Source organism: Pseudomonas sp. H2_D02 (assembly GCF_054677635.1).
This window is the reverse complement of the sequence record NZ_CP162816.1, coordinates 727,161-752,561: the sequence shown is the minus strand read 5'-3', so window position 1 is coordinate 752,561 and position 25,401 is coordinate 727,161. Positions and strand designations below refer to the sequence as shown.

Sequence of the window (25,401 nt, the reverse complement as noted above, 5' to 3'; positions counted from 1 at the left end):
TGATTCATGGACATCGGCAATTTGCCAGGCTCGTTTGCAGCGCAACCACGTCCTGCGGTTCGGCGAAGATCAGTTCGATCCGTGAATCCTGTCGCCACTCGCTGGCCTGCCACTGCAACGACGCACTCTCCAACGCATTGGCCGAGACCCAACCGTCAGCGCTGTGGATAACCATCTTCGCCCGTTTCCAATGCGCACCGTCGAGCCAACGCGTCACCGCGGCCGCATCAAAACGCTGGGACGGATGCCACCGCCAACCAATGCTCCAGCCTTCCCCCTGCTGCTGGTACAGGCACACCGGCGCCATCGGATCGGTCCAGATAGCCGGGATTTGCCCCAGCCCTACAGGTAGGCTCAGGTTATCCACAGCGCCATCGCCCCGAGCCGAAATGCCCGGCAATCGACTCATCGGCAACTCAGCCTGTTGCGTCCAATACACGCCCAGCGCAGGCAATTGGGCAATTACGCGCGCCCGATCATTGTCGGTGAGGCCTTCGGATTTGTTCAGCACCAGCAATCCGGCATCAACCAACGCCTGTCGTTGTGTATCGGGCAATGGCTTGCCGTCCGCCATCGCTCGGGCATCCAACACCATCACGCAAGGCTGGACCGCCAGCACGCCGAGCCAAGGCGCCGCGCTCAATTGACGCAGCAGTTGCGCCGGATGGCCCAGCCCGGAAGGTTCGATGAACAGCCTGTGGGGCCGAGCCTTTCGCAACAAGCGACCCAGACCTATCTGAAACGGCGCGCCGTTGACGCAACATAGGCAGCCACCGGCCACTTCGCCCAATGCGATACCATCGGCGGCCTGGGTCAGCAGCGCGGCATCCAGGCCGACCTGACCGAACTCATTGATCAGCACCGCCCAGCGTTCGTCCGCAGGGCGCTGGGCCATCAGGTGCCTGATCAGGCTGGTCTTGCCGGCACCCAATGGACCGGCGATGACATGGGTGGGGATGTCCTGCAACATAGATCAATGGCTTTGAGTGGAGGTGAAGATGCGAATGATCGGTTGGCTGTTACTGGCTTTGACTTCGAGCCAGGCCATGGCCCAGGCCTGTATCGTACACAGCCAGGCGGAACGACTCGACGTCAAGGTCTGCCAGCAGAACCGCAACATTCCGCAAAAGCTGTTTGCCGACGGTTTCTGCCAGCCGAGCCTGCCTGGGCAAAAAGTCGACGTGCAATACGTGGATCAGTGCCCTGGCGGCGCGTTTGGCATCTGCAGCAACGCCCAAGTCGCCAATATGCCTTATCACCAGGATATTCACTATTACGGCGTGGCGACCGACGCGGCTTATCTCAAGCCGTTTTGCGAAGGGAAAAGCCAGGGCACCTGGCTCAAGCCTTGAGCCAAGCGATCCAATCTGACGACACTTGATGTTCCCCTGGGAGCGCGCCCAGGGAAGCGACGAATCAAGCCGCGACCTCGTCATGCCACGGGCCGAACGGGTCCGGTAACAGCCGCCAGGCTTCCATGCCCAGGGCCATCTCCGCGTCGGTCAGCAGGCAGGCGTTCAGTTCTTCGGTGAGTTGATCGAAATCCATGTTCTGGCCGATGAACACCAGCTCCTGACGGCAATCGCCTGTCGCCGCCAGCCAGTTTTTCATGATCGTGGCGGTACTGTCCTCATCCTGCGGCCATTGGTGTTTCGGCACGAACCGCCACCAACGTCCGGCGAACCCATAACGCATCAATCCGCCGGCCTGGGACCAGCTTCCTGCTTCTTCAGGTTTGCTCGCCAACCAGAAAAAACCCTTCGAACGCAGGAGCCTGCCATTGGGCCAAGGACGGTCGATGAACGTAAAAAAGCGCTCGGGATGAAACGGCCGACGTGCCCGGTAGGCCGTCGAGGCGATGCCATACTCCTCGGTCTCCGGTACAGGCTCGCCTCGCAAAGCTTGCAGCCAACCAGGTGCTTGGGCGGCGCGTTGAAAATCGAAAAGGCCGGTGTCGAGAATGCTGGCCAGCGGCACCTGGCCCATGACCATGGGAACAATCCGCGCGTGGGTGTTGAGACGCTCCAGGATCGCGATGAGCTCCTCTCGCTCCCGTTGGCTGATCAAGTCGATCTTGCTGATCAGTATGACGTCGGCAAATTCGATCTGCTCAATCAGCAGCTCAGTGATTGAGCGCTCGTCTTCCTCACCCAAGGTTTCGCCCCGGGACGCAAGGCTCTCGGCCGCGTGATAATCCAACAGAAAATTTACGCCGTCGACCACTGTCACCATCGTGTCGAGGCGCGCGACATCGGCAAGACTCCGGCCTTCCTCATCGCGAAACGTGAAGGTTTCCGCCACGGGCAGCGGCTCGGATATGCCTGTGGATTCGATCAACAAATAATCAAAACGCCCTTCCCTGGCAAGTTGCCCGACTTCTTCAAGCAAGTCCTCGCGCAACGTGCAACAGATGCAGCCGTTGCTCATTTCCACCAGTTTCTCTTCGGCACGATTCAGGGAGACATCTCGCTGGACTTCGGTGCCATCGATGTTGATCTCACTCATATCGTTGACGATCACCGCGACACGCAGGTTTTCTCGATTGCGCAGGATGTGGTTGAGCAACGTGCTCTTACCGGCACCGAGGAAGCCGGAAAGGACGGTTACGGGAAGGCGATCGGGCATCAGGTATATCCTCATCGGTGGCCGTTCCGGCTCGATATGTATAGGCAGGCTAATTTACGTTATACTATAACAATAATTTCGTCACCATCTGCAAACCTTATTGCCGAGAACGATCCATGCGCAGCTCTGTGAAATTAATGACGGCGGGGGCGCTATTGCTTTGGACTGTCTACGCGTCAGCTCAAAACCCGCTCTTGGCGAATTGCACCCGCAGTGCGAATTTGCTGGCGTGTGTCGATGGATACGGCAATGCCTACAGCGTTCAGACGAGTGGAAATGTCATCTATACCCGCGGGTTCGAGGCTGTGAGCCACCGCTATTGGGCGCAAACGACCAGCCGTTATGGCCTGCTCACATTTTTTACGGGCCTGGCATCGGATGGAGAAAGTTGGGTTGGGTATAACCGACGAGTTGGCTGGACAACGATCAATCGTTTTTCAAGCTCTGGCGGGAGCAGGGGTGGGTTCATATGTAGTCGCCTCAATGGCTGTCAGGACTCGCCCCGCTGACGTTTCACGTGGAACAGCCCGACGGATAAGTAAAACTCCTTTCATGGGAGCGCTATTCACAAGTATGACGTTATACTATAACGTCTAATTTTGGATTCTTTGCGGACCTCTCATGAATGCGTTAACGCTGCCCGACGTCGCTGCGCAAATTTCACGCCAAGCGCTTCCCCTCGACTGGGTCGGCATGTGTGGAATCGCCTTACCCGTGCTGTTAGGCGGCCACCGTCTCCAGGCCATGGCCGATGCAGGCGTCAGCCTGGATGACCCTGAAGCCCGCGGGATCCATATGTCACGCTTGTATTTGGCGTTGGAAACACTAGAAACGACGGAGCTCTCGCCGAGGTTATTGCATCGAATTTTGCAGCGGTTCCTGGATAGTCATGACGGTTCCTCCCACGCGGCTTCATTGACGGTCCATACCGATCTTCTGCTAAAGCGCCCGGCACTCATCAGCCCCTTGGCCGGCTGGAAGCGCTATCCGGTGAGCATCGAAGCTAGCCTTAAAAACGCGATGTTCCACGTGGAACTTCGAATCCAGATTCCCTATTCCTCCACCTGCCCTTGCTCGGCGGCACTCGCTCGACAATTGATCCAGCAACAATTCGTCAACGACTTCGCAAACAAGACGCTGGAACACGCCGAGATCCTCGCCTGGCTGGGCTCGCCAAATGGCATCGTGGCTACCCCTCATAGCCAGCGCAGCACGGCAACGCTGACCCTGCGGTTGAACAAAGAGATTGAGGACTTACCGTTCCAATCATTCATCGATGCTGCTGAAGAAGCCCTCGGCACCGCGGTACAAACCGCCGTCAAGCGCGCGGACGAACAGGCATTTGCGTTGGCCAACGGCCAAAACCTGATGTTCTGCGAAGACGCTGCAAGGCGGCTGACCACAGCCTTGGCAAAACCCTCTCTCATCAATGCGCTGAGTGTCAGGGTCGTTCACGCCGAAAGCCTGCACGCCCATGACGCGGTGGCCGAAAGCAGCTGGACGCGAGGCGCATCATGATCAACTGCCACGCCCTGCGCTGGGGCGCTCCCGGACAACCGCTGACACCGCCACTCACGATGGAGCGGCCAGCAGGAAGTCTCACAGCCATCATCGGGGCAAACGGTTCAGGCAAAACCAGTCTCTTGAAAGTATTCGCAGGCCTGCAAAAACCTCTGGCCGGCAAAGCCACCGTCAACGTACCCAAGCGCGGCGGCATTTCATTCCTGCCGCAACAGCAACACCTGGATCGTCAATTCCCCATCAGCCTGCAGGAGTTGGTTGCCGCCGGTGCTTGGAGGAGTTCATACACACCGGCGATGCGGCGTATTCGGTTGAAGACGGTGCTGGAGGACTGGGCCCTGAGCGGACTCGAGCAACGCCCCTTGATGGCATTGTCTGGAGGCGAATTGCAGCGCGCCCTGCTCGCCCGATTGAGCCTGGCTGACGCACCGCTGCTGTTGCTGGATGAACCTCACGCCGCCCTCGACGAACAGGGCCAAGTGCTGCTGTGGAAACACCTTCACCGCTGGCATGCCGAGGGCAAAACCGTCGTGGTGGTGTGTCATGACCTGGGCGCCGTGCGCGAACATATTCCGCATACCCTGCTGGTGAGCAATTCACGCTGCGTACTGGGCCGAAGTGTCGACTTGATTGCGCAGCAACCCCGCGCTTGGGTGGCCTGATGCTTGCGGTCACTCATTTTTGGCAACCCTTCCAGGAATTCGTATTCATGCGCCGGGCCTTGCTCGGCGGCCTGGTGTTGGCGTGCAGTACCGCGCCGCTGGGCGTGTTCCTGATTCTGCGGCGCATGAGTCTGATCGGTGACGCGGTGGCTCACGGCATCTTGCCCGGCGCCGCGCTGGGCTTCTGGATCGCAGGGCTGAGCCTGCCGGCCTTGACGTTAGGGGGCTTGGGCGCGGGTTTGAGCATGGCAGGGCTCGCCGCTTGGATTACTCGCCGTACGGGTCTGCGGGAGGACGCCAGCCTTGCAGCGATTTATCCGATTTCCCTGGCCGCCGGCGTGTTGATTCTTGGCTTGGCCGGTAAACGCCTGGACCTGCTGCACTTGTTGTTCGGTTCTGCATTGGCGGTGGACGGCCCGACCCTGAGCGGCATGCTGTGGGTCTGTGGAATCAGTCTTGTAGCGATGGCCTTGATTTATCGACCGCTGCTGCTCGACACCCTGGATCCCCTGTTCCTGCAAACAGTCAGTCGCCTGGGTCCGTTGGCCCATGGTGTGTTTCTGACCTTGGTGGTGTTGAACCTGGTGATCGGTTTCCAGGCCATCGGCGCGCTGATGGTGGTCGGCCTGATGATGCTACCGGCGGCCGCTTCACGGTTCTGGAGTCGACGCCTGCCCATTCTGATGATGATCGCGGCACTGCTCGGTTGCATCTCGGTGTGGCTGGGGTTGCTGTTGTCGTTCAATTTCTCGCTTCCCAGCGGGCCGGCCATCGTCCTGGTGGCGGGCGCGTCCTATCTGTTGTCCGTGGTATTCGGTCCGGTGCACGGTCTCCTGCGCCGCCCGCCCTTGCTCACATCCCCATGAGGTATTTCTTGATGCGCGCCCTGCTCCTGATCTTCAGCTTGATGCTGTCCGTGTCCCTGTCCGCCGCCGAAAAGCTCAAGGTAGTGACCAGCTTCAGCATCCTTGCCGACATGACCCAACAAGTCGGCGGCGAACACGTCCAGATCATTAACATGGTTGGACCGGACGCCGACGCGCACACCTACGAACCCACGCCGGACGACGCCAAGGCGCTGCTCGGGGCCAGGTTGATTATCAAGAACGGGCTGGGCTTCGAGCCGTGGCTAGATCGCCTGGTGACCAGCACGGAAACCAAGGCAGCGGTGATCAGCGCCAGCCGAGGCGTGATTCCGCGATCGCTGAATGAAGATGGCGAGACGGTCCCCGATCCGCACGCCTGGCATAACCTCGCCAACGCGCAGCTGTACGTCAGCAATATCACCAAGGCGCTCGAAGCGGCGGATCCGGACAACAAGGCCGACTACGAACGTAACAGCCAGGCGTACCTGAAAACGATCTACGCGCTGCTTGCCGAAGCCAAGGCCAAGTTCGGCGCGCTGCCGCCAGGTAATCGCAAGATCGTTACGTCCCACGATGCGTTCGGTTACCTGGGCCAGGCCTATGGCATCGAGTTCATGGCGCCGCAGGGCCTGTCCACCGAACGTGAGCCCTCGGCGGCAGAAGTCGCCGCGCTGATTACCCAGATCCGCCAAGCGAAAGTCAAAGCAGTATTCATGGAGAACATCAAGGATGCGCGCCTGCTCAAACAGATCGCCGATGAAAGTGGCGCGCACATCGGCGGCACGTTGTACTCGGACGCCCTGGCCGCGAGCGGCCCCGCCAGCACATTTACCGGGCTGTTCGAGTACAACCTCAACACGCTGTACGAGGCGTTGAGTCGGCCGTGAGCGCTCAGAGGTTTTGAACCGCTAAACGCCCAGCGGAAGCAAGCTCCCTCGCCACGAATCCATCACATCCAGCCCAGGTCAGGCCCTCGGCTTGACCGTCCCGCAATCCTGCCCCAGCCAAACGGCGCGGGTGTCCAGGCTACCGTTCTGCTGGATGCCCGTAGCGTTGAACGTGCCGTTGACCTTGGTGGTAAATTCCCGATCGCTCTGGAAGGTCGCAATACCATTGCCCTGGGCCTTCGGACAGCTGAAGCGAAACTTCCATTGATTGCCGGTGCGCTCGGTGATCTGTTGCTTGCACCCTGATTGCGGATCCTGCAGCGGAATATCATTAGTCTGCACTTGCGCAGGTGTCAGGCAGACCCGAATGCCTTTTCCGCCCATGGTAATGCCTTGCTTCTCGAGCATCGCCCGTTGCTCGGGGGTCATCTGGGTTTGTAGCTGTCCGAGGATCAATTGCAGATCCGGCAGGTTCTGGTTATCGACTTTCATATTACTGGTAGTCAGTTCCCACAGTCCCGGTTGAAGCATTTGCGCCTGAGCCGCCAGAGGAACCGACAAGCCAACCGCCAAGGCCAAACCCAGCAGACGAACATTCATTGCAAACACTCCAGAGGACAAGTGGCCGTTAGACGCCGCCCGCAGGCTTCGGTTCAGGCCTGCGGCGAGCGAATTAAATAGCGACATTCGTCGTGGAACATGGTCTGTTAAGCATTGAAACTTCAGGAGCACGGCTGCCCCATGGATTATTTCGGCCCGCATGTTTTCGGTTACCTGATCGCGCTGCTCCACACCCTGGGTTCCATCGCCGCCGTTCATGCGGTGCTGACGGTGCGAACCGCCCAAGGCTCGATCGCCTGGGCCCTTTCGCTGGTGTTCATTCCCTACCTGACGTTGATTCCGTATCTGGTATTTGGCCGCAGCACCTTCGACGGCTACATCAAGGCACGTCGGCAGGCCAACGAAGAAATGCGCAAGGCAATCTCCGAATTGAACTGGCGGCCATGGGTTGAAGAGGCACTCACTGCGCGCGCCTCCCAGGCCTACGCGTCACTCAGGGCCATGCCAAAACTGGGGCGAGCACCGTGCCTGGCGAACAATCAGGTGCGCCTGCTGGTGAATGGGCAAGCCACGTTCGAGGCGATTTTCCAGGCCATCGATAACGCTCGGGAAGCGGTCCTGGTGCAGTTCTTTATCGTCCATGACGACCGACTCGGGCAGCGCTTGCAAGCATTGCTCCTGAAGAAGGCCGCCGAAGGCGTGGCGGTATATCTGCTCTATGACCGTATCGGCAGTCATACCCTGCCCCACCGTTATGTCCAGGCACTGCGCGACGGCGGCGTCCACGTCAAGGCTTTCGCCACCCGCAGCGGCTGGCTCAACCGCTTCCAAGTCAACTTCCGCAACCATCGCAAGATTGTCGCCGTGGACGGCGTGCTGGGATTCGTTGGCGGCCACAACGTGGGCGATGAATATCTGGGTGAACAACCGCCCTTGGCTCCTTGGCGCGATACCCATGTCGAAGTACGCGGTCCGGTAGTGGCAAGCATGCAGGAATCGTTCGCCGAAGACTGGTTCTGGGCCGCCCGTTCACTGCCACCCCTGATCCTGCCCGACACCTACCCGGACGGTGGCGTGCTCTGCCAGCTGCTTGCCAGCGGCCCCGCCGACGCCTACGAAACCTGCTCGCTGTTTTTCGTCGAGGCCATCCACGCGGCCAACGAACGAATCTGGATCACCTCACCGTACTTCATTCCCGATGAGGCGGTATTCGCAGCGCTGCGCCTGGCCGTGCTGCGCGGAGTGGATGTGCGCATCCTGTTGCCGTCACGACCCGATCACAAGATTGTCTACGCAGCGTCGAGCCTTTATGCGTTCGAAGCCGTTTGGGCCGGCGTGCGGGTGTTTCGTTATGAGCCGGGATTCCTGCACCAGAAAGTCGTGCTGATCGACCAGGAGATCAGCGCCATCGGAAGCGCGAACCTGGATAACCGCTCGTTCCGATTGAATTTCGAAGTGATGTTACTGACCGTCGACATCGGCTTTGCCAGCGAAGTGCAGCAGATGCTCGAGCAGGATTTCGCCCAGGCCCACGAAGTCGCCAAGCAAGAAAGCCGGGAGACCCACCGCCTGCAGAAGATAGGCATGCGGATCGCCCGGCTTATTTCGCCGATTCTTTAAGGCGTGTAGATATCGTCACGGGTCCAAGGCAAATCATGGCTACCGTCGGCATGGGCCTTGACCGCGAGGATCTGGTGCAGGTTTATCCAGCCCTTGGCAAAGGCGTACGCACAACCGGCCAGATAAAGCCGCCAGATCCGCAGGGCCTGTTCCGGTACTTCCTTGGAAGCGGCTTCGAGGTTGTCTTCCAGGCGCTCGCTCCAATGATCGAGGGTCCGTGCGTAATGCATGCGCAGACTTTCCACATCAACGATCTCCAGCCCTGCTTCACTGATCTCGGCAGAGATCATCGACAGGTGCGGCAGCTCGCCGTTGGGGAAGACATATTTCTCGATGAAGTCGCCAGCGCCGCGGCCTACCGGGCGGCCATCGGTGTGCTTGGCGGTAATCCCGTGGTTCATCACCAAGCCACCTTCGCGCACGGCCCCGAACAGCGTCTTGCAGTACTGCGTCAGGTTGGCGTGCCCCACGTGTTCGAACATCCCGACGCTGACGACTTTGTCGAATCGACCGTCCTGGGGCAAATCCCGGTAATCCAACAGCTGAAGCTCAACCTGGTTTTCCAGGCCTTCAGCCTTGACTCGCTCGCGAGCCAGGTCCAGCTGAGCCTGGCTCAGGGTAATGCCGAACACTTTCGCACCGAACTCTCGCGCCGCGTAACGCGCCAACCCACCCCACCCGCAACCAACGTCCAGCAGGTAGTCGCCGGGTTGCAGGCGCAGCTTGCGACAGAGATGGCGAAACTTGGCCTGCTGCGCCTGTTCAAGGGTTTCGCTGCCGGTCTCGAAATAAGCGCATGAGTACGCCATGTCGCTGTCGAGCCAGAGCTGGTAGAACGCGTTGGATAAGTCGTAATGGTAGGAGATCGCCTTGGCGTCGGTTTCCTTGTCGTGGACCGTGCGCACCGGCAGGTTATCGTCGTCTTCGTCCACCAGGGCCTGGCTCAGCTCGTCACAGACTCGAATGACTTCATGGATCGAGCCTTCGAGTTCGAGTTTGCCTTCGACGAACGCCGCACCCAATGCATCCAGGCTGGGATGGGTAAATTGCGCAACCATTTGTGGGTCCTTGACCACAATCGTCACGCTGGGATCGTCACCCAGCGCGAATTCATGGCCATCCCAGAGCCGCAGACGAAGCGGTAGGTGCAGATTCTGCAAGGCCGGTGGAAGTTGAGCGAGCATGAAAAATCCCCCTTGTTTCAGACGTCTGAAATGAGGGTAGCCCATCGTAGAAAAATAGCTGGCTATCGAATTTATAGCCTTTTTCTATCGTTCTTCTAAATCTACTGTTTTGAGCAGTAACTGCCTGAAGTGGTGCTACCTCTCGTAACTGACTGCGCGCGCCTTCAACAGTTCGTTCACGGACGGCCTAGATCTTTGGCAGCGGCTCCTGGAAGCGTAGCAGTCTTCCGGCATTGCCCAGTACCAACAGCGTACTCAAGTTATGCAGCAATGCCGCGATCATCGCCCCCGCGGCGCCAAGCCAGCCGAATGCGGCGAACGCAACGATGGCCAGCGTCCAGCCCAGACCAATGATCACGTTGACTTGCAGCGTGCGCCGACACTGCCGGCTCAATCGTACGCAGGTCCCGAGGCGTCGCAGGTCGCTGCCGATCAACACGATGTCCGCCGACGCCAACGCGATATCCGCGCCACCCGCGCCCATCGCCACGCCGACCACGCCAGCCTTGAGCGCCAGTGAGTCGTTGATGCCGTCCCCCACCACCATGGGCCGGAAGCCGTGGTCGATCTCGGCCATGACCCGTTGGAGTTTATCTTCCGGCAAGGCCTGTGCCTGCAACTCATGAATACCGACCTCTTGGGCCAAGGCGTTGGCCACGCTCTGGCGATCACCCGTCAACAGCAATTGGCGTCCGAGGCCAAGCGTGCGCAATTCAGTCATCGCCAGCCGCGCTTCCGGCTTGACGCTGTCGGCCAGCAACAGCCAAGCGAGGAATTGTCCATCCAGGGCCAAGCCAGCAATCGGGCCGTCATGGTTGGGTACGGCCGTGGTCTGGATGCCCAGTCGGGCGAACAACTCAGGACGGCCGAGCGCAGCTTCGCCCTCCCCGGTCATGGCGACCACGCCCAGACCCTGGCGCTCATGAATGTCGGTGAGCGGCAAATATTGATGTTGCTCCACCAGGCCGGCCAGCGCGCGGCTGACCGGATGGCTGCTGGCCGATCCTAGGCTGGCGGCCAAAGGCAACACTATCGCCAGGTCGTCCTGGCTCCCTTCGATCGATTGCAAGCGCAAGGTGCCGTAAGTCAGGGTGCCGGTCTTATCGATCACCAGCGAAGTCAGGTCTGCCAACTCTTCAAGGAAAGCCGAGCTGCGGATCAGAATTCCATGACGCGCTGCAACCGCAATACCGGCAATCGCCGTGGCCGGCGCCGACAGCACCAAGGCGCAGGGGCACGCCGCCACCAGAACCGCGAGCATCGCCTGGGCATCGTTGGTGACAAACCACGTCACCGCCGCCAATAACAACACCAGCACCAGATAACTGCCGGCGTAGCGCTCCAGCAGGCGAGTGATCGGTGGCTTCGAGCGTTCCGCGTTTTGCATCAGCGCGATGACCTTGCCCAGCGTTGACTCATCACCGATGCGAGTAACCTCCAGGCGCAACACACCGTCAAGATTGATCGCGCCACCAAAGACCTCGACCCCGACGCCCGCCTCCAGGGGCACCGACTCGCCGGTGATGGGCGCAGTGTCGAGGCTCGCCTGGCCGGACAAGACTCGACCGTCCGCAGGCACTCGATCACCGGCGCGCACTTCCACCACATCGCCGGGCCGCAACGTGCCGTTATCGACTTCGATGATCGAGCCGTCAGCTTGCACTTTGCGGCCTTGGCTGCGGGTCAGTTGGCCGAGGGCGTGAATCGCTTCCTGGGAGCCGATGACGCTGCGCTCCTCCAACACATGGCCGAAGATCATGATGATCGGCAACAACGCAGCCGTCAGCAGATCGCCGGTGGCCCAGGCACCGAGCATCGCCAGGGCGATCAACTGATCGGTGATGCCATGCAGGCTCGGATAACGCAGGCTGTACCAGGCGGACCGCATCACCGGCACTGCCACCAACAGCGAGGCGGCTCCCAACAGCAACTGACTGACGCCGCTCTGTTCCGGCGACCAGCCACGCCATGCCAGGCCCAACGCAAGCAAACCAAGGGCGAGCATCGCCAGGGTCAGTTGCCGAGCGGCTGAACGCTGCTCGGCGGAAGACAACATGGGTGAAGCAGCAGCTTGAGCGGTCATTGTCCGGCTCCCTGGATGATCAGACGGGAATCGTCCTTTGGATCGACCGTGGTTACTGAACCGGCCTGACGAAGAATGCCCGGCATGCGTTCACGGTACAGGCGCAGGAGCATTTGCGGATCGCTGCCTTGGGCCTTCGCCAATCCGGACACCGAGGCTGTATCGGCCGACGCCTTGGCGAGCCGTTCACTGGCCTGGGCATGGGCGACTTGCACCGCACGATCGGCCTCTTGGCGGGCTGCCTGGCTTTGCTTCTCGGCTTCAGTGCGGGCATTGGCGACTACTTTGTCGGCCTGCTGACTGGCGGTGAGCACGGCGTTGAAGGCATTGACCGCCGGCCCCGGCAGGCTCGATTGCACATCGACCCGGACCACTTCGATGCCCAGGCCCTGCCCTGTCGCGGCGAGTTCAGCCAACCGTCGGTTGATGCCTTGTACCAGATCACCACGCAAGCGTTCACGACGTTCGGCGGCCTGGCTGTCGCTGCCCATCAGCTCGGGGCGAGCCACCAGGATCGTGTCCAAGTCCCGAGCAGCGGCAAGCGCCACGGCACTGCGAGTTGCCAGGCGGTCGAGTGCCGGCAAGACATGCTCGCCTTGCAGAACGAAGGCGTAAGGGTCGGTGACCTTGTAGAACACCCGTACATCCAGTTGCACCACGCCCGAGTCGCCGGTCAACAAATAACCGGAACCTGCCAGGGCATCGCTGACCGGAGAGGCAAAACTGGCCACACGGTCCGCTTGCAGCGCCGCATCCGAACGCAGCAGATTCTCCACCCTGCGTTCCAGGACTCGATCCGCCGCCGGGAGCAAGATCACTTGTTCCACGGGCCGCGGCCAGGCCAGTAAGAGTCCCGCATTCTGGATTCGATCGAGCGCACCGAAATGCAGGACCACCGCACGATCCTGCGGGTCGATTTGCCGAACATTCGAAAAGACCCAGGCCAACGCGGCCAACACCGTAACGGCATAAAGCGCCAGATAAGCCAGCCGCCCCGCCTGAATCCATGGACTCGACAACTCATTTGTTCCACGTGGAACCAAACTCATGGTCGCTTACCGTCCTTCAGTTCCTCGGTGGGAGGACCGTCCACCAAGACGCGGAATGGCGCAGCGTCGGTGCGCAGGATCAACTTGCTACTCGGGCTGACGATCGTGCCCAAGGTGTCCAAGGAGCGCAGCAGATTGTATAGCTGCGGGGATCCAGCGTAGGCCTTGCCGTAAATTTCGGCAGCTTCCACTCGCGATTGCGCCTCGATGGCAGCAGCCTTGACCGTGGCATCAGCCTGCAGGACCCGCGCGTCACGTTCAGCCGCTGAACGAATCTGCGCCGCTTCGCGCTTGCCGATGGCCGTGCGCTCCGTAGCGATGGTCTCACGCTCGGCGCGCATACGGTCCACCGTCGCGTTGAGCGTCACCGAGGGCAAGGTCAGGCGTTCGATGCCTACCTGCAAAACCCGCACGCCGTAGGTCTTGAGGAGTTGCTGCTCGATCTGCTGGCGCAATTGGGTTTCGAAATCGGCTATGCGGACGTTGGCCGCATCGGTATTGACCAGGTTCGCCAAATCAAAACTGGCAGCCGTGGTTTCCAGGGCCGAGCCGACAAACGTACGTATCTGCCGCGCGGCTTCATCCGGCTGATTCTGCACCGCACGCATGAACCGCTGCACATTGTCCGGGTCGCCCTGTACCTGCCACGTCACATAGGCCTGGATGATGATCCGAAGACCGTCCCGCGTGCCCACATCCTGCAAGCCGCTGGAGGTGGTACGCAGCCGTAAATCCACCGGGATCGCTGCCTCGAACGGTGCCGGCCAGCGCCAGCCCAGGCCCGGTTGCAGCAACACCCGCGCCGGGTTGCCGAAACGCGTAATGACCGTGGCCTCGCCCGAGCGCACTTGCACCAGGCTCGCCGCCGCGATGGCAAACGCCACCAGCAGCCCCGCCCAACCCATCCGCCGCCAAGGAAATGGCCCGGCGGGCTGCGGATCGCCATGATGAGGGTGATGATGTCCGTGGTGGTGGCCGTGATGATGGCCGGCATGGGCATGATCGGTATGGTCGTGATGGCCGTGTGAAGAAGACTGGCTCAATGGGCAGCTCCTGGCTGGACAGGGTTACGTGGCGATACGGGGTCTGTCGGCAAGATGAAAGTTCGCAGATCGATGGTAGGCGGGCTGCCGCTGTCGCCGAGGCGGTGGTCGAGGATTAGCAGGTTCGCCTTGCCCAGCCCTTGACTCAGTTGCCCGAGGTACTGCTCGAGCACAAAGGCATGGCCGGCTGTTGCGTAGGCTTTGCGTTCGGCTTCAAAGCGCAAGTTCGCGGCCTGCGCGGTGGCGTTGATTTCCCGGGCCGAAGCCTCGGCCTGGTCGTGTGCATTGCTGGCCTGCAGTTGCGCCTGGTTGGTTTGCTCCGCAGCGGCGCCACGCTCCCGGGCGATCAGTGCCTGGGCACCGATCTGCGCAGCTTGTACGCCGTGGTAGGCATTGGCCGCGCCAGCCGGGGGATGAATCGCCTCGACCACGGTTGCCAGGATTTCCACGCCACTGTCGAGTGACTGCAAGTCAGCCTGCACGGCCTTGCCGATTTCCTCGGCCAGGCTGACCCGATCGGCACCCAACAATCCGTCCAATGTGCGTGAAGCGAACTCATGAACCAGGATGCGGCTGGCGGTGCTGCGGATCAGCGACGGCACATCCGTGCTGTTGTAAGTCGCCGCCAACGCCGCTGCATCCGTCAGGCCGATGCGGTAGACGAAGCGCACGTCCATGTTGACGATCTGAAAGCTCTGTTGATCGGCGCGTTGGCTGGCAATCACCTGGGACTTGTCGTTGACGTGACTGGCATCCCATAACCGATTGGCCATGGCCGGAGCCGGTCCTTCCGCCGGTTCAGCCTCGGCAGGGACGCGAGCGTCGCCGACACTGGTTGCCAGCTCATGCACGACGCCGTTCTCGACGCTCAGCACCCTGCCCCACGGCCAAGGCAATCCGACGTGCAGACCTGGGCCGAAAACCTGCGCCGGTTCGCCGAAGCGCTCATAAATGCCGCGCGCTTGCAGCGGTACTTCGTGCACGCCCGTCAGCAACCAACCCACCAGCGACACCACCGCCACTACCGGCCAGAACGCCCGGCGCATGTAGCTGAACGCCCAGATCTGGCGCAGGTCGATGCCAAAGCGATTGTGTAACTCATGTTGCAGGGCCAACAGCGGCTGCGGTGGCCAGCGCAGCAGGTCGGCGAGCACACTTCGCCCCAACAGTGTTGGCTCCAACGTCTCGCGCCGCGGGCTGAACAACGCCAGCACTGCACGAAGCAACAACTCCACCGCCACCAGCCCCGGCAATACGCCGATCAACACCGCAAGGCGCGCCGACCAGACCGACGTGTCTCCGGCAAAGAGCAGGCAGACGGCGCCAAGCACGAGGACGATGATCGCCACGCGCGTCAGTTGCGCCAGCGACCGTGCTTCTGGCCACTCGATCGCGGGTTGTTGCGCCAAGTGCCGTTCAAACACCAACAAGCCAAACGCCAGTGACAACGACACCACCGCGCCAATACTGGCCGCCATACCGAGGGAAGCCGCCGGTAACGCCAGGTTCCAGACTTGCTCCAGACTCAGCAAGATCAGCAGCGCCCATCCGGCAAGCCATAAGACCGGCGCGCCGATTTGCTTCAACAAACCGTTCCACCACGTGCTGATTCGCTCAAGCAGTCGCTCGTAAGCGCCCAGGTTATCAACAGGCTCGCTGGGCATAGGCGAGATATCCACAGCTGGCTGCAGTGTCGTGCGGCGCCATTGCGTCACCCACCACGCCGACTGCAGGCCCGCCACCAATACCCACAGGCCGGCGCTTTGACCGACCAACAAGGCCGGCCACACGGATTGTGGTGAGAACACGCCGATGAAAAACGCCAGCACCAGTCCGAACCCCGCCAGACCGCCCAACGCAACCGCAATCCGCTTCAAGCGGCGCCCTTGGAAGGCGGCCTGCTGGAAGCGCGGCCATTCGGCCACCTGTGCGTCTTCAACCTCAAGATCGACTTGCATACCACCCCAGCTCGTGGCGATCAAAATCCGGACTTGTGGTCTACGCCACTGCCGTTCCGTTACGTGTCGTTACCTTATAACTATTGCTGTGAAATTTCTGTTTTGAATTCTTCACGATAGGCCTTGAGCCTTGACCGTGATCGTTCGACGCGCTCATATTATGATCATAATTTTTTCAGCCATGGGGGAGATCGGTGATGAGCAATTACGACGTGATCATTCTGGGCGGTGGACCCGGCGGCTATAACGCAGCCATTCGAGCCGGACAACTTGGGTTGAAAGCCGCCTGCGTCGAAGGCCGCGCCACCCTGGGCGGCACCTGCCTGAACGTCGGCTGCATGCCCTCCAAGGCGCTGCTTCACGCGTCTGAACTCTACGACGCGGCCAAAGGCTCGGAATTCGCCCATCTGGGCATCAACGTCAGCCCTACCCTCGACCTCGCGCAGATGATGAAGCAGAAGGACGAAAGCGTCGCGGGCCTGACCAAGGGCATCGAGTTTCTGTTTCGCAAGAACAAGGTCGACTGGATCAAGGGCTGGGGCCATATCGATGGGCCCGGCAAAGTGACCGTCACCGGCGAAGATGGCGCCAAGGTCGAACTGAGCGCCAAGGACATCATCATCGCCACCGGCTCGGAACCGACGCCGCTGCCGGGCGTGGACATCGATAACCGGCGCATCCTGGACTCCACCGGCGCGTTGTCCTTGGCCGAGGTGCCCCGGCATTTGGTGGTGATTGGCGCAGGCGTCATCGGCCTTGAGCTGGGTTCAGTCTGGCGACGCCTGGGGGCCCAAGTGACCGTGGTGGAATACCTTGATCGCATCTGCCCGGGGGCGGATGGCGAGACCGCCAAGACCCTGCAACGGGCCTTGGCCAAACAGGGGATCGAGTTCAAGTTGAGCACCAAGGTCACCCGTGCGGTGTCCTCCGAAAACGGCGTGCAATTGCAGGTCGAGCCGGCGTCAGGCGGCGAAGCACAGACCCTGGATGCCGACTACGTGCTGGTCGCCATCGGTCGTCGGCCTTACACCCAAGGGCTGGGCCTGGAAAACGTCGGGCTGGAGACTGATAAACGCGGCATGCTCGCCAACCAGCGCCACCGCACCGAGGCCCCCGGCGTTTGGGTCATTGGCGACGTGACCTCCGGGCCGATGCTGGCCCACAAGGCCGAGGATGAGGCCATGGCCTGCCTCGAACAGATCGTCGGCAAGGCCGGTGAGGTCAATTACGACCTGATCCCTAGCGTCATCTACACCCGTCCGGAACTGGCCAGCGTCGGCAGGACCGAAGAGCAGCTCAAGGCCGAAGGCCGAGCCTACAAGGTCGGGAAATTCCCGTTCACGGCCAACAGCCGGGCGAAAATCAACCATGAGACCGAGGGGTTCGCCAAGGTCCTGGCCGATGAACACACCGACGAAATTCTCGGTGTGCACCTGGTCGGGCCGAGTGTCAGCGAAATGATCGGCGAGTACTGTGTAGCCATGGAATTCGGTGCATCGGCCGAAGACATCGCGCTGATCTGCCATCCCCACCCCACTCGCTCGGAGGCGTTGCGCCAGGCGGCGATGAACGTGGAGGGGATGGCGACGCAGATGTAGCACGCGACGATCCCGTGGCGAGGGAGCTTGCTCCCGCTCGACTGCGAAGCGGTCGCAAACCGGCCGGTGCGGTGTTTCTGAGGACCCGCATTCAGCAGATTTTGGGGCCGCTTCGCGACCCAGCGGGAGCAAGCTCCCTCGCCACAGGGCCTGTGTTTTTTCTTCAATAAGCGGCGTTACCCCGCCATCCGAGCCTTGCGCTTGCGCCGGCTGATCAGTGCCAGCGCAACGGCGACCACCAGCACCGCGCCGCCCACTTCCAACCAGGTCTTGAATGGCCGCAACGCCGAGCGAACAGGCGCCAGGGCCTGGGTCACGTAGCGCTTGTTGGCCTGGTCGAACGCCGGTTCCGGGCATTGGTGGCCGAAATCCCACGCCCACTCCACGTAAGGCCCCTCCTTCACATAACGCTGGTACAACGCGCTTTGTTCTTCGAGGCTGGAGTTATAGCCCACGGCCCTGCACAACACCGCCGCGAACGCCTGGCTGGTATGCGGCAAGTGATCGGCGGCCTGGCTCGCCAGCGCCGTGGCGACGAAACGGTAGTGGTAGCGCACGTCCGGTTGGGCGGCGCTGGCCTGTTGCCGTTGCACTTCGCCTTCGGCCACCAGCGGACCGACCTTGAGCTCCACCGGTTCAAAACTGTAGTTGCCTTCCAGGCTGGCGTAATCCGGCGCCATTTCGTAGCCCAGCAGTTGCATGCCGGACCGGCGCGCGATGACGGACGCATTGAAATACGCCTCGGCTCGGCTGGTCGGCAACCATTTGGACTCGGCATCCTCACGCAGTTGTCCGTAGGCGCGGGCCTTGGCCTGCAGCTCGGGATTGTCGAAATAGTCCGGGGCTTCATCGTAGCGACCTTCGCGCAGCAAACGACGACCCAAGAGGTTGCGCAGATTCGCCGCCACCGACAACGGTACATAGTTGTCTCGATCTTGCTGGCTCAACGGCGGTGGTGCGGGGACCTGGGCATCGACATATTGCTTGAGCTCATCGACGGTCAGCACACGCTCGGCGACGGTCGCCACGTCATACCAATAATTGTACTGACCGCGATAGAGCTGATCGAAAGCTTGCAGGTATTCGCCCCGTTGCAGCGCCAGGATCGCGCTCTCGCCGTCGACCCGGCATTTGGGTTGTACTGTCTCGTAGTCCCAGTCCGGCGTGCGTCGACCGCCCCACGATTCGTCTTTGGGGAATGCCTGGGCGGCGTTGGCATAAGCCGCCGCCGCGCCGGCCTTGTCACCGTCGCGCAGCGCCAGCTTGGCCCGTACCCACCAGGCCAGGCCGGTGTCGGCGGCCTTGTCCACGAAGGCTTTGGCGCTGGTGTAGTCACCGTGTTGATAACTCACGGCGGCCAAGCGGTCGGCATCCTCCAGGTTGCCTTGGGCACTGGCTTGCAACAGCTTGACGAGGGTTTTCTCCCCGGACGGCTCTTCACCGTCCCACCAGCCAACGCGACTGAGCAGATAAGCCGTCACCAGGCGCTGGACCGCCTTGGCCTTGAGCAACGTGCGCAGGCGTTCTTCCGGCTCGACGCTCAAGCCACCCGCCAACTGCAGCAACGAACTGTAGCCCACCGGCGAGCCTTGCAGATTTTGTGTCGCGTACAGCCCGATGGCGCTGTCCCAATCATCAGCGGTATAGGCCACCCTGGCTTCCTCGCCGAGGCTGGCGACGCCCAACTCCAGCGGGTCGCTGAACCCGGCAATGCTCAGCTCGCGGACCTGGCGAAACGCTTGCCGCGACTGATCCAACAACACGGCGGGTTCACCGCTGCCGGCCTCGGCACTCATGGCAAACAACGCACGGCCCAAGGAATACGCCGCCCAGGTGCTGCGCAGGCGACGCTCGTCTGCCGGCAATGCCAGCAATTGCTGGAACGCCTCGACGGCGCGCTGATGATCGCCGGCATTGAAGGCCGCCGCGCCAACCGCGTACAAGCGCAGCTCGGCGGGCAGGTTCGCCGCTTCGGTGGCGACCTGTTCGACATCGCTCAACGCACGCAAACGCTCCACCACCGCTTGTTGCGGCGGCGTCAGGCCAAGCTGTTCAGCCTTGGTGCGCTGTTCCACGTAAGAAGAAACGTCGTCGTAGCTGTAATCAGGATTGCGCGTCGCCTCCGTGGTCGGCTTCAACCCTGCAATGGCTTGGCCGAGACGGCTGATCTCGAAACGAAAGCTGCCTTCGGGCAATTCCGCCAGGGATTGGGCGCGGTTATCCAGCAGGCGCAATGGGAAATCCGGTCCGCAGGCCCACGCGTGACCCAGCGGCAAACTGAGGCTCAGGCACAGCAGGCGACGAGGCCACTTACGGGTAGACATTGAATCCTCCTTGGTCAATTTTCGTACAGCGCGCCCAGCCGATCGCCCGCTGGGCACCGGCAGCCAAGCGGCCTTCCTGAATGCGGGTGAAGGTAAGCAGTCCGGGGGTTTGTTGCAACGTATAACCGGCCAGGGCATCGACCCCGTCACACGCGCTCACCGCCAGGGTCAGGCGCTGGGGCCAAGGCAGGTCGAGGTTGCCCTGGTTGACCAGGCGGATATCGTAGAGGCCGTCCCGCTCTTCCATTTGCACAACCAGGCGGCTTTCCAGGCTTTCGCCACGGGCCACCGCACCAAGGGTGACCAGGCTCCAGGCGCGTCGGTCCCCCACCAGCGGCAGGCGAAACCAGATCAACCCGCTCAAATGCCTGGGCGGTTCGGCGCGAAGCTTCATCACAAGCCCGGCCACTTGCTGCGGATCGGCCAGCAACTCCCGACGCTCGCCGCCCCGGTCGATGGGCACTTCACTCTCCACCATCGGCGCACCGCTTTCCTGGGTCAGCAGCGCCACACCGTAGGCTGGCAGCGCCAGGTAGAACGGCCGCGCAGTGACCTCGCCCCAGCGCTCAGCCCAGCGCCTGGCCTGTTCAGCGTCGAACAAGCCTTGGCGCGGGTCGCTGACCGCATGCACCTGCAGGACGCTGCTGTCCACGGTTTTCAGCAGTTCGGGCAATTCAGGGCTGCTGAGCCAGGCCGGCAACGCCGTGATGCTCAGTTGCAAGGTCGCCGGCAAGGTTTGCCGGAGTCGGGCGAGGAAGGTCCGATAGGCTGGCAGCCGTGCGTTGCCGGCGTCGTGGTCGATTTCAATCCCCACCGGCGCCAGGCCCTGGGCTTGCCAATCGCCAAGCAATTGCTGGATCTGTGCGATCACGTCGTCTTGGTCGAGGGACTTGAGCTGGCCGTCCAGGCGAATCACCGCAATGAGCGGTCGACCGTCAGCCTTGAGCAGCGCCGCATCGATACGCGCGCGATTCCAGCCGGCGCCGGGAAACGCCTGCAACGCCAGCACCCGCAAGCTGGAAAAGTCGCCACGGCTTTGCCGTAACGCGCCTTCATGGGCCGGCGTCCATTGGCGTTGCCAGACATAGAGTTGTTGATCGAGGACGGTTGGCGCGGGCTGGTCACAGCCGCTCAAAAACAACGCGGCCAGCGCCAGCGAGAGCCTGTGGATAAAAGTCATGAAGCGTAGCCACCCCGGGAAAGGCTGGCAGATTACCGCTTCCGTGGTCTCACAGAAACCAGCGGCGACGTTTGCACCCTCGCCGCAACCGGGCCGATGCTCAAGCGTCTTTCTGCAAACCCACCGCGGTACGTGGCATGCCTACGAACCCTGGCAAGGCCTCGATCCGCGCCAGCCATGCACGTACGTTGGCATAGTCTTGCAGCGACACATTGCCCTCGGGCGCATGGGCGATATAGGTGTAGCCAGCGATGTCGGCAATGGTCGGCGTGTCACCCGCCAGGTAGGTGCTGTTACTCAATTCCTGATCGATGACTTTGAGCAGAGTATGGGACCGGGCAATCACATCCTCGGCGTTGTGCGACGCACCGAATACCGTGATCAGGCGCGCCGTGGCCGGACCGGCATGCAAAGGACCGGCGGCGACCGACAACCAGCGCTGGACGCGAGCGGCGCCGACCGGGTCCGTCGGCAGCCAGCGACCCTGGCCGTATTTGTTTGCCAGGTACACCAGGATGGCGTTGGAGTCCGCCAGCACCACGCCGTTATCGTCCAGGACCGGCACCTGGCCGAACGAGTTGATCGCGAGGAATTCCGGCTGTTTGTGCGCCCCCTTGGCCAAGTCGACGAAAATAATCTCGACCGGCAGTTCGAGCAGCGAAAGCATCAATTGGACACGGTGTGCGTGGCCGGACAGTGGGAAGTGATAGAGCTTGATTGGGTTCATGGTCGACTCCGCTGGGAAATGACGCCCTCGTTATGCGGCGTCGATGGGGTCATCTTCTGCTCATGCCTGGAGCTATAGAATCACCTGCAAACGCAATCCTTTATTTCTATCAGCGAAACAATGCCTCAGCGCTACAGGGCCGGGTGTTCCCGCAGCGCATTCACCATGAAGTCCACAAAACTGCGAACCCGCGCCGGCGCATTGCGCCCGCCCTGGTACACCACATGGATCGGCAGGGGCGGCAGCTCGAAGTCGGCCAGGACGATTTCCAACTCGCCGGCGGCAATGCAGCTCGCCACCTGATAGGACAGGACCCGCGTCATCCCCAACCCCTGGCACGCCGCGCCGATGGCAGCCTGGTTGGCCGTCACCACCAGCCGAGGCGCAGGCCGGACCGAGAGCGGCTGGCCCGCCTCGACAAAGGTCCAGTTCCTGACCTGGCCAATGGCCGAGGACGACACCACGGGCATCCGCTCCAGGTCCTGCGGGTGTTCAGGCCGGCCATGGCGGGCGAAGAACCCGGGGGAGCCACACACCACCCGCCGCACCTCGCCGACACGGACGGCGTGCAGGCTGCTATCGGGCAACTCACCGATGCGCACGGCAACGTCGATGCCCTCTTCCACCATGCTGACGGTGCGATCCAGCAGCAAGGCGTTGACGCAAACCTCGGAAAAACGCCCCAGGTAATCCACCAGTACTGGCGTGACGAACAATTGCCCGAACAGCACCGGCGCGGTGATGGTCAGTTGTCCCCGAGGCTGGGCGTGACTGCCGGCCGCCGAGTCCTCGGCTTCCTGCAGATCGCCGAGGATCCGCCGACAGTCATCGAGAAAGCGTTGGCCGGCTTCGCTCAGGTAGACGTTGCGCGTGGTCCGCACCAGCAACGGCGTACCGATGCGTTGTTCCAGCGCCACCACCGCCCGCGTCACGCTGGCGGCCGACAGGCCCAAGCGTCGCGCGGCGGCCGAAAATCCAGAATCCTGGGCCACGGCGACAAACACCTGCATCTCCTGGAACCTGTCCATCCATCCTCCGATGAGAAATCTTGAAACAAGATTAAACACGCCTGAAAGCCACGCCGTGTCGCCATTGTAGAGGGATTGACCCGCGAACCGCAGCCAGCCGCGAGGTTGTGGACCAAAAATGGCTGCTGCGCTTGGTACCATCCTGCACAGTCTTGTGACTGTTTAATGACCAAATGCAGAATCCTACAGGGTTGTGTGTTTGCTGGATTGGTTTGAACAAAAGGCCCGTTTCCGTGAATGTTTTTTATCGAGCGCTGACTCATCCACTCGCGAGCCTTCTCGCGCTGGCCGGATGCGTGCTCTTCGTCCCGATGGGGCTGCGCCTGGTTCTTGGCTGGTCCGACCTGCTGGGCTATCTGTCCGACTTCGCCATCGGCAGCTTATTGATCGTGTTGCTGCATCGACGCCCCGGGTGGCTGGCGTTACCGGTATTGCTCGCCTGGACCACGCTGATGTTGGCCAGCAGCGAACTGGTCAGTGCGGTCGGACGGATGCCAACGCCGTCGGACCTCCAATATTTGACCGACCCGCAATTTGTCGAGAACTCCACCAGCGGCGGCTTCGCTCATCCCTGGCTCGCCGCCTTCCAGCTGGTCGCCTTGGCGCTCTGGCTGGCGGTCCACTGGATCAATCGGAGCCGCCGGGCGCCCGGCTTGCCGCGCCATGCCTGGGCGCTGCCGCGCGGCGCTTTTGCTGGTTCACGGCACGGTGCAAACCTGGCGGCCCAGCGAAGCGGACCAGTGGAACCTGTTCAACCTGCCCCACCAGCTCATGACGGCAGGCCTCGCCGCCGGCCAGGCGCACATTCAAGAGTGGGTCGCCGGGGATACCGAGGAACCGCTTCCCCCCATGGAAGGGCTGACCCGACTGGATCTCGAAGGGAAAAAGCTGCTCGCCGCGCCGGGCCGCGCGCGCAACGTCCTGATCATCGCCCTGGAAGGCATTCCCGGCGCCTACCTGGAAACCAATCGCCAGGCCTTGAAAAGCAGTTATCAGGAAAACCTCATGCCGCGCCTCAGCGCCTGGGCCGAGCGCGGGATGAATACGCCCGACTACGTGTTGCACAGCCACCAGACCATCCGCGGCCTGTACGCCATGCTGTGCGGCGATTACGACAAGCTCGACAACGGCACGCCCAAGGGCGTCGAAATGCTCAACCAGAGCCAGCGCAACCAGGCCTGCTTGCCTGCCCAATTGCGCCAGAACGGATTCTCGACCCACTTCCTGCAGGGCGCCGGCCTGCGGTTCATGGCCAAGGACCGGATCATGCCGCACATCGGCTTCGACACGACCCTGGGCATGGAATGGTTCACCCGACCCGCCTATCTGGAGTTTCCCTGGGGCAAGGATGACAAGACTTTCTTCGAAGGCGCGCTGGATTACGTCGGGCACCTGCAACAGGCGGATAAACCCTGGATGCTCACGCTGCTGACGGTGGGCACGCACCAACCCTATTCAGCGCCAGAGGATTACCTGGAGCGCTACGACACCGCCAAGCAGGCCGCCGTGGGTTACCTGGACGACGCGTTGGACAGCTTCCTCGCCGGCCTGGAACGCCAGGGCATCCTGGACAATACCCTGGTGATCATCACTTCGGATGAATCCCACGGCATCGACGATGTGCGCCTGGCCTCGTCCTGGGGCTTCAACCTCATGTTGGCGCCCGAGCCATTGCCGCGCCTCAAGCAAGGGGTTCATGGCCATGTCGACCTGACGGCTTCGGTACTCGACTACTTCGGTTTCAAAGTGCCGACTTCGCTGTCCGGTCGCTCGATGTTCAGGGACTATGCGACGGGCCGGGAAATCATGTCGTTCACCAACGGCAAGCTGCGCTACCACGATGGCAAGGGCACCTTCACCGAATGCGATTTCCAGCAACATTGCCTCGACTACAGGAGCGAAGGCTTCATCGCCGACAGCGCCACCTACCTGGGGCAATACAGCGGCCAACGCGCAAGACAAGTCAGTGCCCGAGCCACGGCACTGGACCAGACGTTGTTCACCACGCCCTTGAACCAACACTACCAATTCGGTAGCGCGGAAAAGATCCCGCTGCCGGCCCAGGTGTCCAACGACTGGACCGACAATCTGATCGGCGCCCAGTACCTGGAAATGCCCAAGGGCACCCGCACGCGCGTCAGCTTGAGCATCCGAGCCGTGGACGCGGACCACGCCGCGTACATATCCCTCAAGGCCAAGGAGTTCGAACAGGACGTGCCGATGGATTTGCCCACCGACGTCGCGGTGACCACCGATCAGCCGCTGGTGATGGATATCCATTTCGATAACCCGCAGCCGCGCAAGGCGTTCTCCTTCCACTTGCTCGGCCACGGGACGGGCGCCATCGAGATCAGCGACTTCAGTGTCGTGACTGAACTGCCGGAACAGCTGGACCAACCGGAATACCTGGACGATTTGCAGGACGACAGCGAGCCTCAGTCCAGCTGAATGAAAAAACGCGCAGCCGCTGTAAAGCGGTTGCGCG

Annotated in this window: 20 protein-coding genes and 1 pseudogene; 9 read left to right on the top strand and 12 right to left on the bottom strand. The window is 61.6% G+C overall.

Going from position 1 to position 25,401, the window contains the following annotated elements:
* Nucleotides 1-4: 4 nt before the first annotated feature.
* A complete protein-coding gene (locus AB4N42_RS03385) occupies nt 5-970 on the bottom strand; it encodes a CobW family GTP-binding protein (protein ID WP_460115873.1) in 966 nt (321 codons plus the stop codon).
* 28 nt (nt 971-998) lie between these two features.
* Between AB4N42_RS03385 and AB4N42_RS03380 the strand changes: the two genes are divergently transcribed.
* Complete coding sequence (locus tag AB4N42_RS03380) at nt 999-1,352, top strand: NADH:ubiquinone oxidoreductase (protein WP_198796166.1); 354 nt, start codon at nt 999-1,001, stop codon at nt 1,350-1,352.
* A gap of 64 nt (nt 1,353-1,416) precedes the next feature.
* Here the strand turns inward: AB4N42_RS03380 and zigA are convergent, their stop codons facing one another.
* Nucleotides 1,417-2,625, bottom strand: coding sequence for a zinc metallochaperone GTPase ZigA (gene zigA, locus AB4N42_RS03375; protein WP_460115872.1), 1,209 nt, complete (start codon nt 2,623-2,625; stop codon nt 1,417-1,419).
* A gap of 116 nt (nt 2,626-2,741) precedes the next feature.
* Between zigA and AB4N42_RS03370 the strand changes: the two genes are divergently transcribed.
* The 5 genes from AB4N42_RS03370 (at nt 2,742) to AB4N42_RS03350 (ending at nt 6,561) form a co-directional block, all read left to right on the top strand.
* Entirely contained in the window at nt 2,742-3,134 is a 393-nt protein-coding gene (locus AB4N42_RS03370) for a glutamine synthetase (RefSeq protein WP_407682880.1), read from the top strand.
* 112 nt (nt 3,135-3,246) lie between these two features.
* Nucleotides 3,247-4,143, top strand: coding sequence for a GTP cyclohydrolase FolE2 (folE2, locus tag AB4N42_RS03365; RefSeq protein WP_460115871.1), 897 nt, complete (start codon nt 3,247-3,249; stop codon nt 4,141-4,143).
* Entirely contained in the window at nt 4,140-4,808 is a 669-nt protein-coding gene (locus tag AB4N42_RS03360; protein WP_217860683.1) for a metal ABC transporter ATP-binding protein, read from the top strand. The genes folE2 and AB4N42_RS03360 overlap by 4 nt, the downstream gene beginning before the upstream one ends.
* The gene (locus AB4N42_RS03355; protein WP_217860685.1) at nt 4,808-5,674 is read left to right on the top strand and encodes a metal ABC transporter permease; all 867 of its coding nucleotides are present in this window, start codon (nt 4,808-4,810) and stop codon (nt 5,672-5,674) included. The genes AB4N42_RS03360 and AB4N42_RS03355 overlap by 1 nt, the downstream gene beginning before the upstream one ends.
* A gap of 11 nt (nt 5,675-5,685) precedes the next feature.
* A complete protein-coding gene (locus tag AB4N42_RS03350) occupies nt 5,686-6,561 on the top strand; it encodes a metal ABC transporter substrate-binding protein (protein WP_460115870.1) in 876 nt (291 codons plus the stop codon).
* A gap of 78 nt (nt 6,562-6,639) precedes the next feature.
* Here the strand turns inward: AB4N42_RS03350 and AB4N42_RS03345 are convergent, their stop codons facing one another.
* Nucleotides 6,640-7,161, bottom strand: a complete 522-nt coding sequence (locus AB4N42_RS03345) for a DUF3617 domain-containing protein (protein ID WP_030139070.1) — start codon at nt 7,159-7,161, stop codon at nt 6,640-6,642.
* A 141-nt stretch (nt 7,162-7,302) separates the two neighbouring features.
* On the opposite strand from AB4N42_RS03345, the gene cls reads away from it, so the two are divergent.
* Nucleotides 7,303-8,742 (top strand): cardiolipin synthase, encoded by a 1,440-nt coding sequence (cls, locus tag AB4N42_RS03340; RefSeq protein WP_460115869.1) that lies wholly within the window; start codon nt 7,303-7,305, stop codon nt 8,740-8,742.
* Here the strand turns inward: cls and cfaB are convergent.
* The 5 genes from cfaB to AB4N42_RS03315 form a co-directional block, all read right to left on the bottom strand.
* On the bottom strand, nt 8,739-9,926 hold the full coding sequence (gene cfaB, locus AB4N42_RS03335; protein WP_030139068.1) for a C17 cyclopropane fatty acid synthase CfaB: 1,188 nt from the start codon (nt 9,924-9,926) through the stop codon (nt 8,739-8,741). The two genes, cls and cfaB, sit on opposite strands and share 4 nt — an antisense overlap.
* 187 nt (nt 9,927-10,113) lie before the next feature.
* Nucleotides 10,114-12,009, bottom strand: a complete 1,896-nt coding sequence (locus AB4N42_RS03330) for a cation-translocating P-type ATPase (protein WP_460115868.1) — start codon at nt 12,007-12,009, stop codon at nt 10,114-10,116.
* Nucleotides 12,006-13,058, bottom strand: a complete 1,053-nt coding sequence (hflK, locus tag AB4N42_RS03325; RefSeq protein ID WP_030139066.1) for a protease modulator HflK — start codon at nt 13,056-13,058, stop codon at nt 12,006-12,008. The genes AB4N42_RS03330 and hflK overlap by 4 nt, the downstream gene beginning before the upstream one ends.
* Nucleotides 13,055-14,101, bottom strand: a complete 1,047-nt coding sequence (hflC, locus tag AB4N42_RS03320; protein ID WP_460115867.1) for a protease modulator HflC — start codon at nt 14,099-14,101, stop codon at nt 13,055-13,057. The genes hflK and hflC overlap by 4 nt, the downstream gene beginning before the upstream one ends.
* The gene (locus tag AB4N42_RS03315; RefSeq protein WP_460115866.1) at nt 14,098-16,059 is read right to left on the bottom strand and encodes an SPFH domain-containing protein; all 1,962 of its coding nucleotides are present in this window, start codon (nt 16,057-16,059) and stop codon (nt 14,098-14,100) included. The genes hflC and AB4N42_RS03315 overlap by 4 nt, the downstream gene beginning before the upstream one ends.
* A 197-nt stretch (nt 16,060-16,256) precedes the next feature.
* Between AB4N42_RS03315 and lpdA the strand changes: the two genes are divergently transcribed.
* A complete protein-coding gene (lpdA, locus tag AB4N42_RS03310; protein WP_460115865.1) occupies nt 16,257-17,657 on the top strand; it encodes a dihydrolipoyl dehydrogenase in 1,401 nt (466 codons plus the stop codon).
* A 176-nt stretch (nt 17,658-17,833) separates the two neighbouring features.
* On the opposite strand, the gene AB4N42_RS03305 is transcribed toward lpdA, so the two are convergent.
* The 4 genes from AB4N42_RS03305 to AB4N42_RS03290 form a co-directional block, all read right to left on the bottom strand.
* Nucleotides 17,834-19,981, bottom strand: a complete 2,148-nt coding sequence (locus AB4N42_RS03305) for a hypothetical protein (RefSeq protein WP_460115864.1) — start codon at nt 19,979-19,981, stop codon at nt 17,834-17,836.
* On the bottom strand, nt 19,968-21,161 hold the full coding sequence (locus tag AB4N42_RS03300; protein WP_431146862.1) for a DUF3142 domain-containing protein: 1,194 nt from the start codon (nt 21,159-21,161) through the stop codon (nt 19,968-19,970). The genes AB4N42_RS03305 and AB4N42_RS03300 overlap by 14 nt, the downstream gene beginning before the upstream one ends.
* A 100-nt stretch (nt 21,162-21,261) precedes the next feature.
* Nucleotides 21,262-21,888 (bottom strand): glutathione S-transferase family protein, encoded by a 627-nt coding sequence (locus AB4N42_RS03295; RefSeq protein ID WP_460115863.1) that lies wholly within the window; start codon nt 21,886-21,888, stop codon nt 21,262-21,264.
* A gap of 131 nt (nt 21,889-22,019) precedes the next feature.
* Nucleotides 22,020-22,916 (bottom strand): LysR family transcriptional regulator, encoded by an 897-nt coding sequence (locus AB4N42_RS03290; protein ID WP_460115862.1) that lies wholly within the window; start codon nt 22,914-22,916, stop codon nt 22,020-22,022.
* A gap of 233 nt (nt 22,917-23,149) precedes the next feature.
* On the opposite strand from AB4N42_RS03290, the pseudogene AB4N42_RS03285 reads away from it, so the two are divergent.
* Nucleotides 23,150-25,364 (top strand): annotated as a pseudogene (locus AB4N42_RS03285) (LTA synthase family protein).
* Nucleotides 25,365-25,401: the final 37 nt, after the last annotated feature.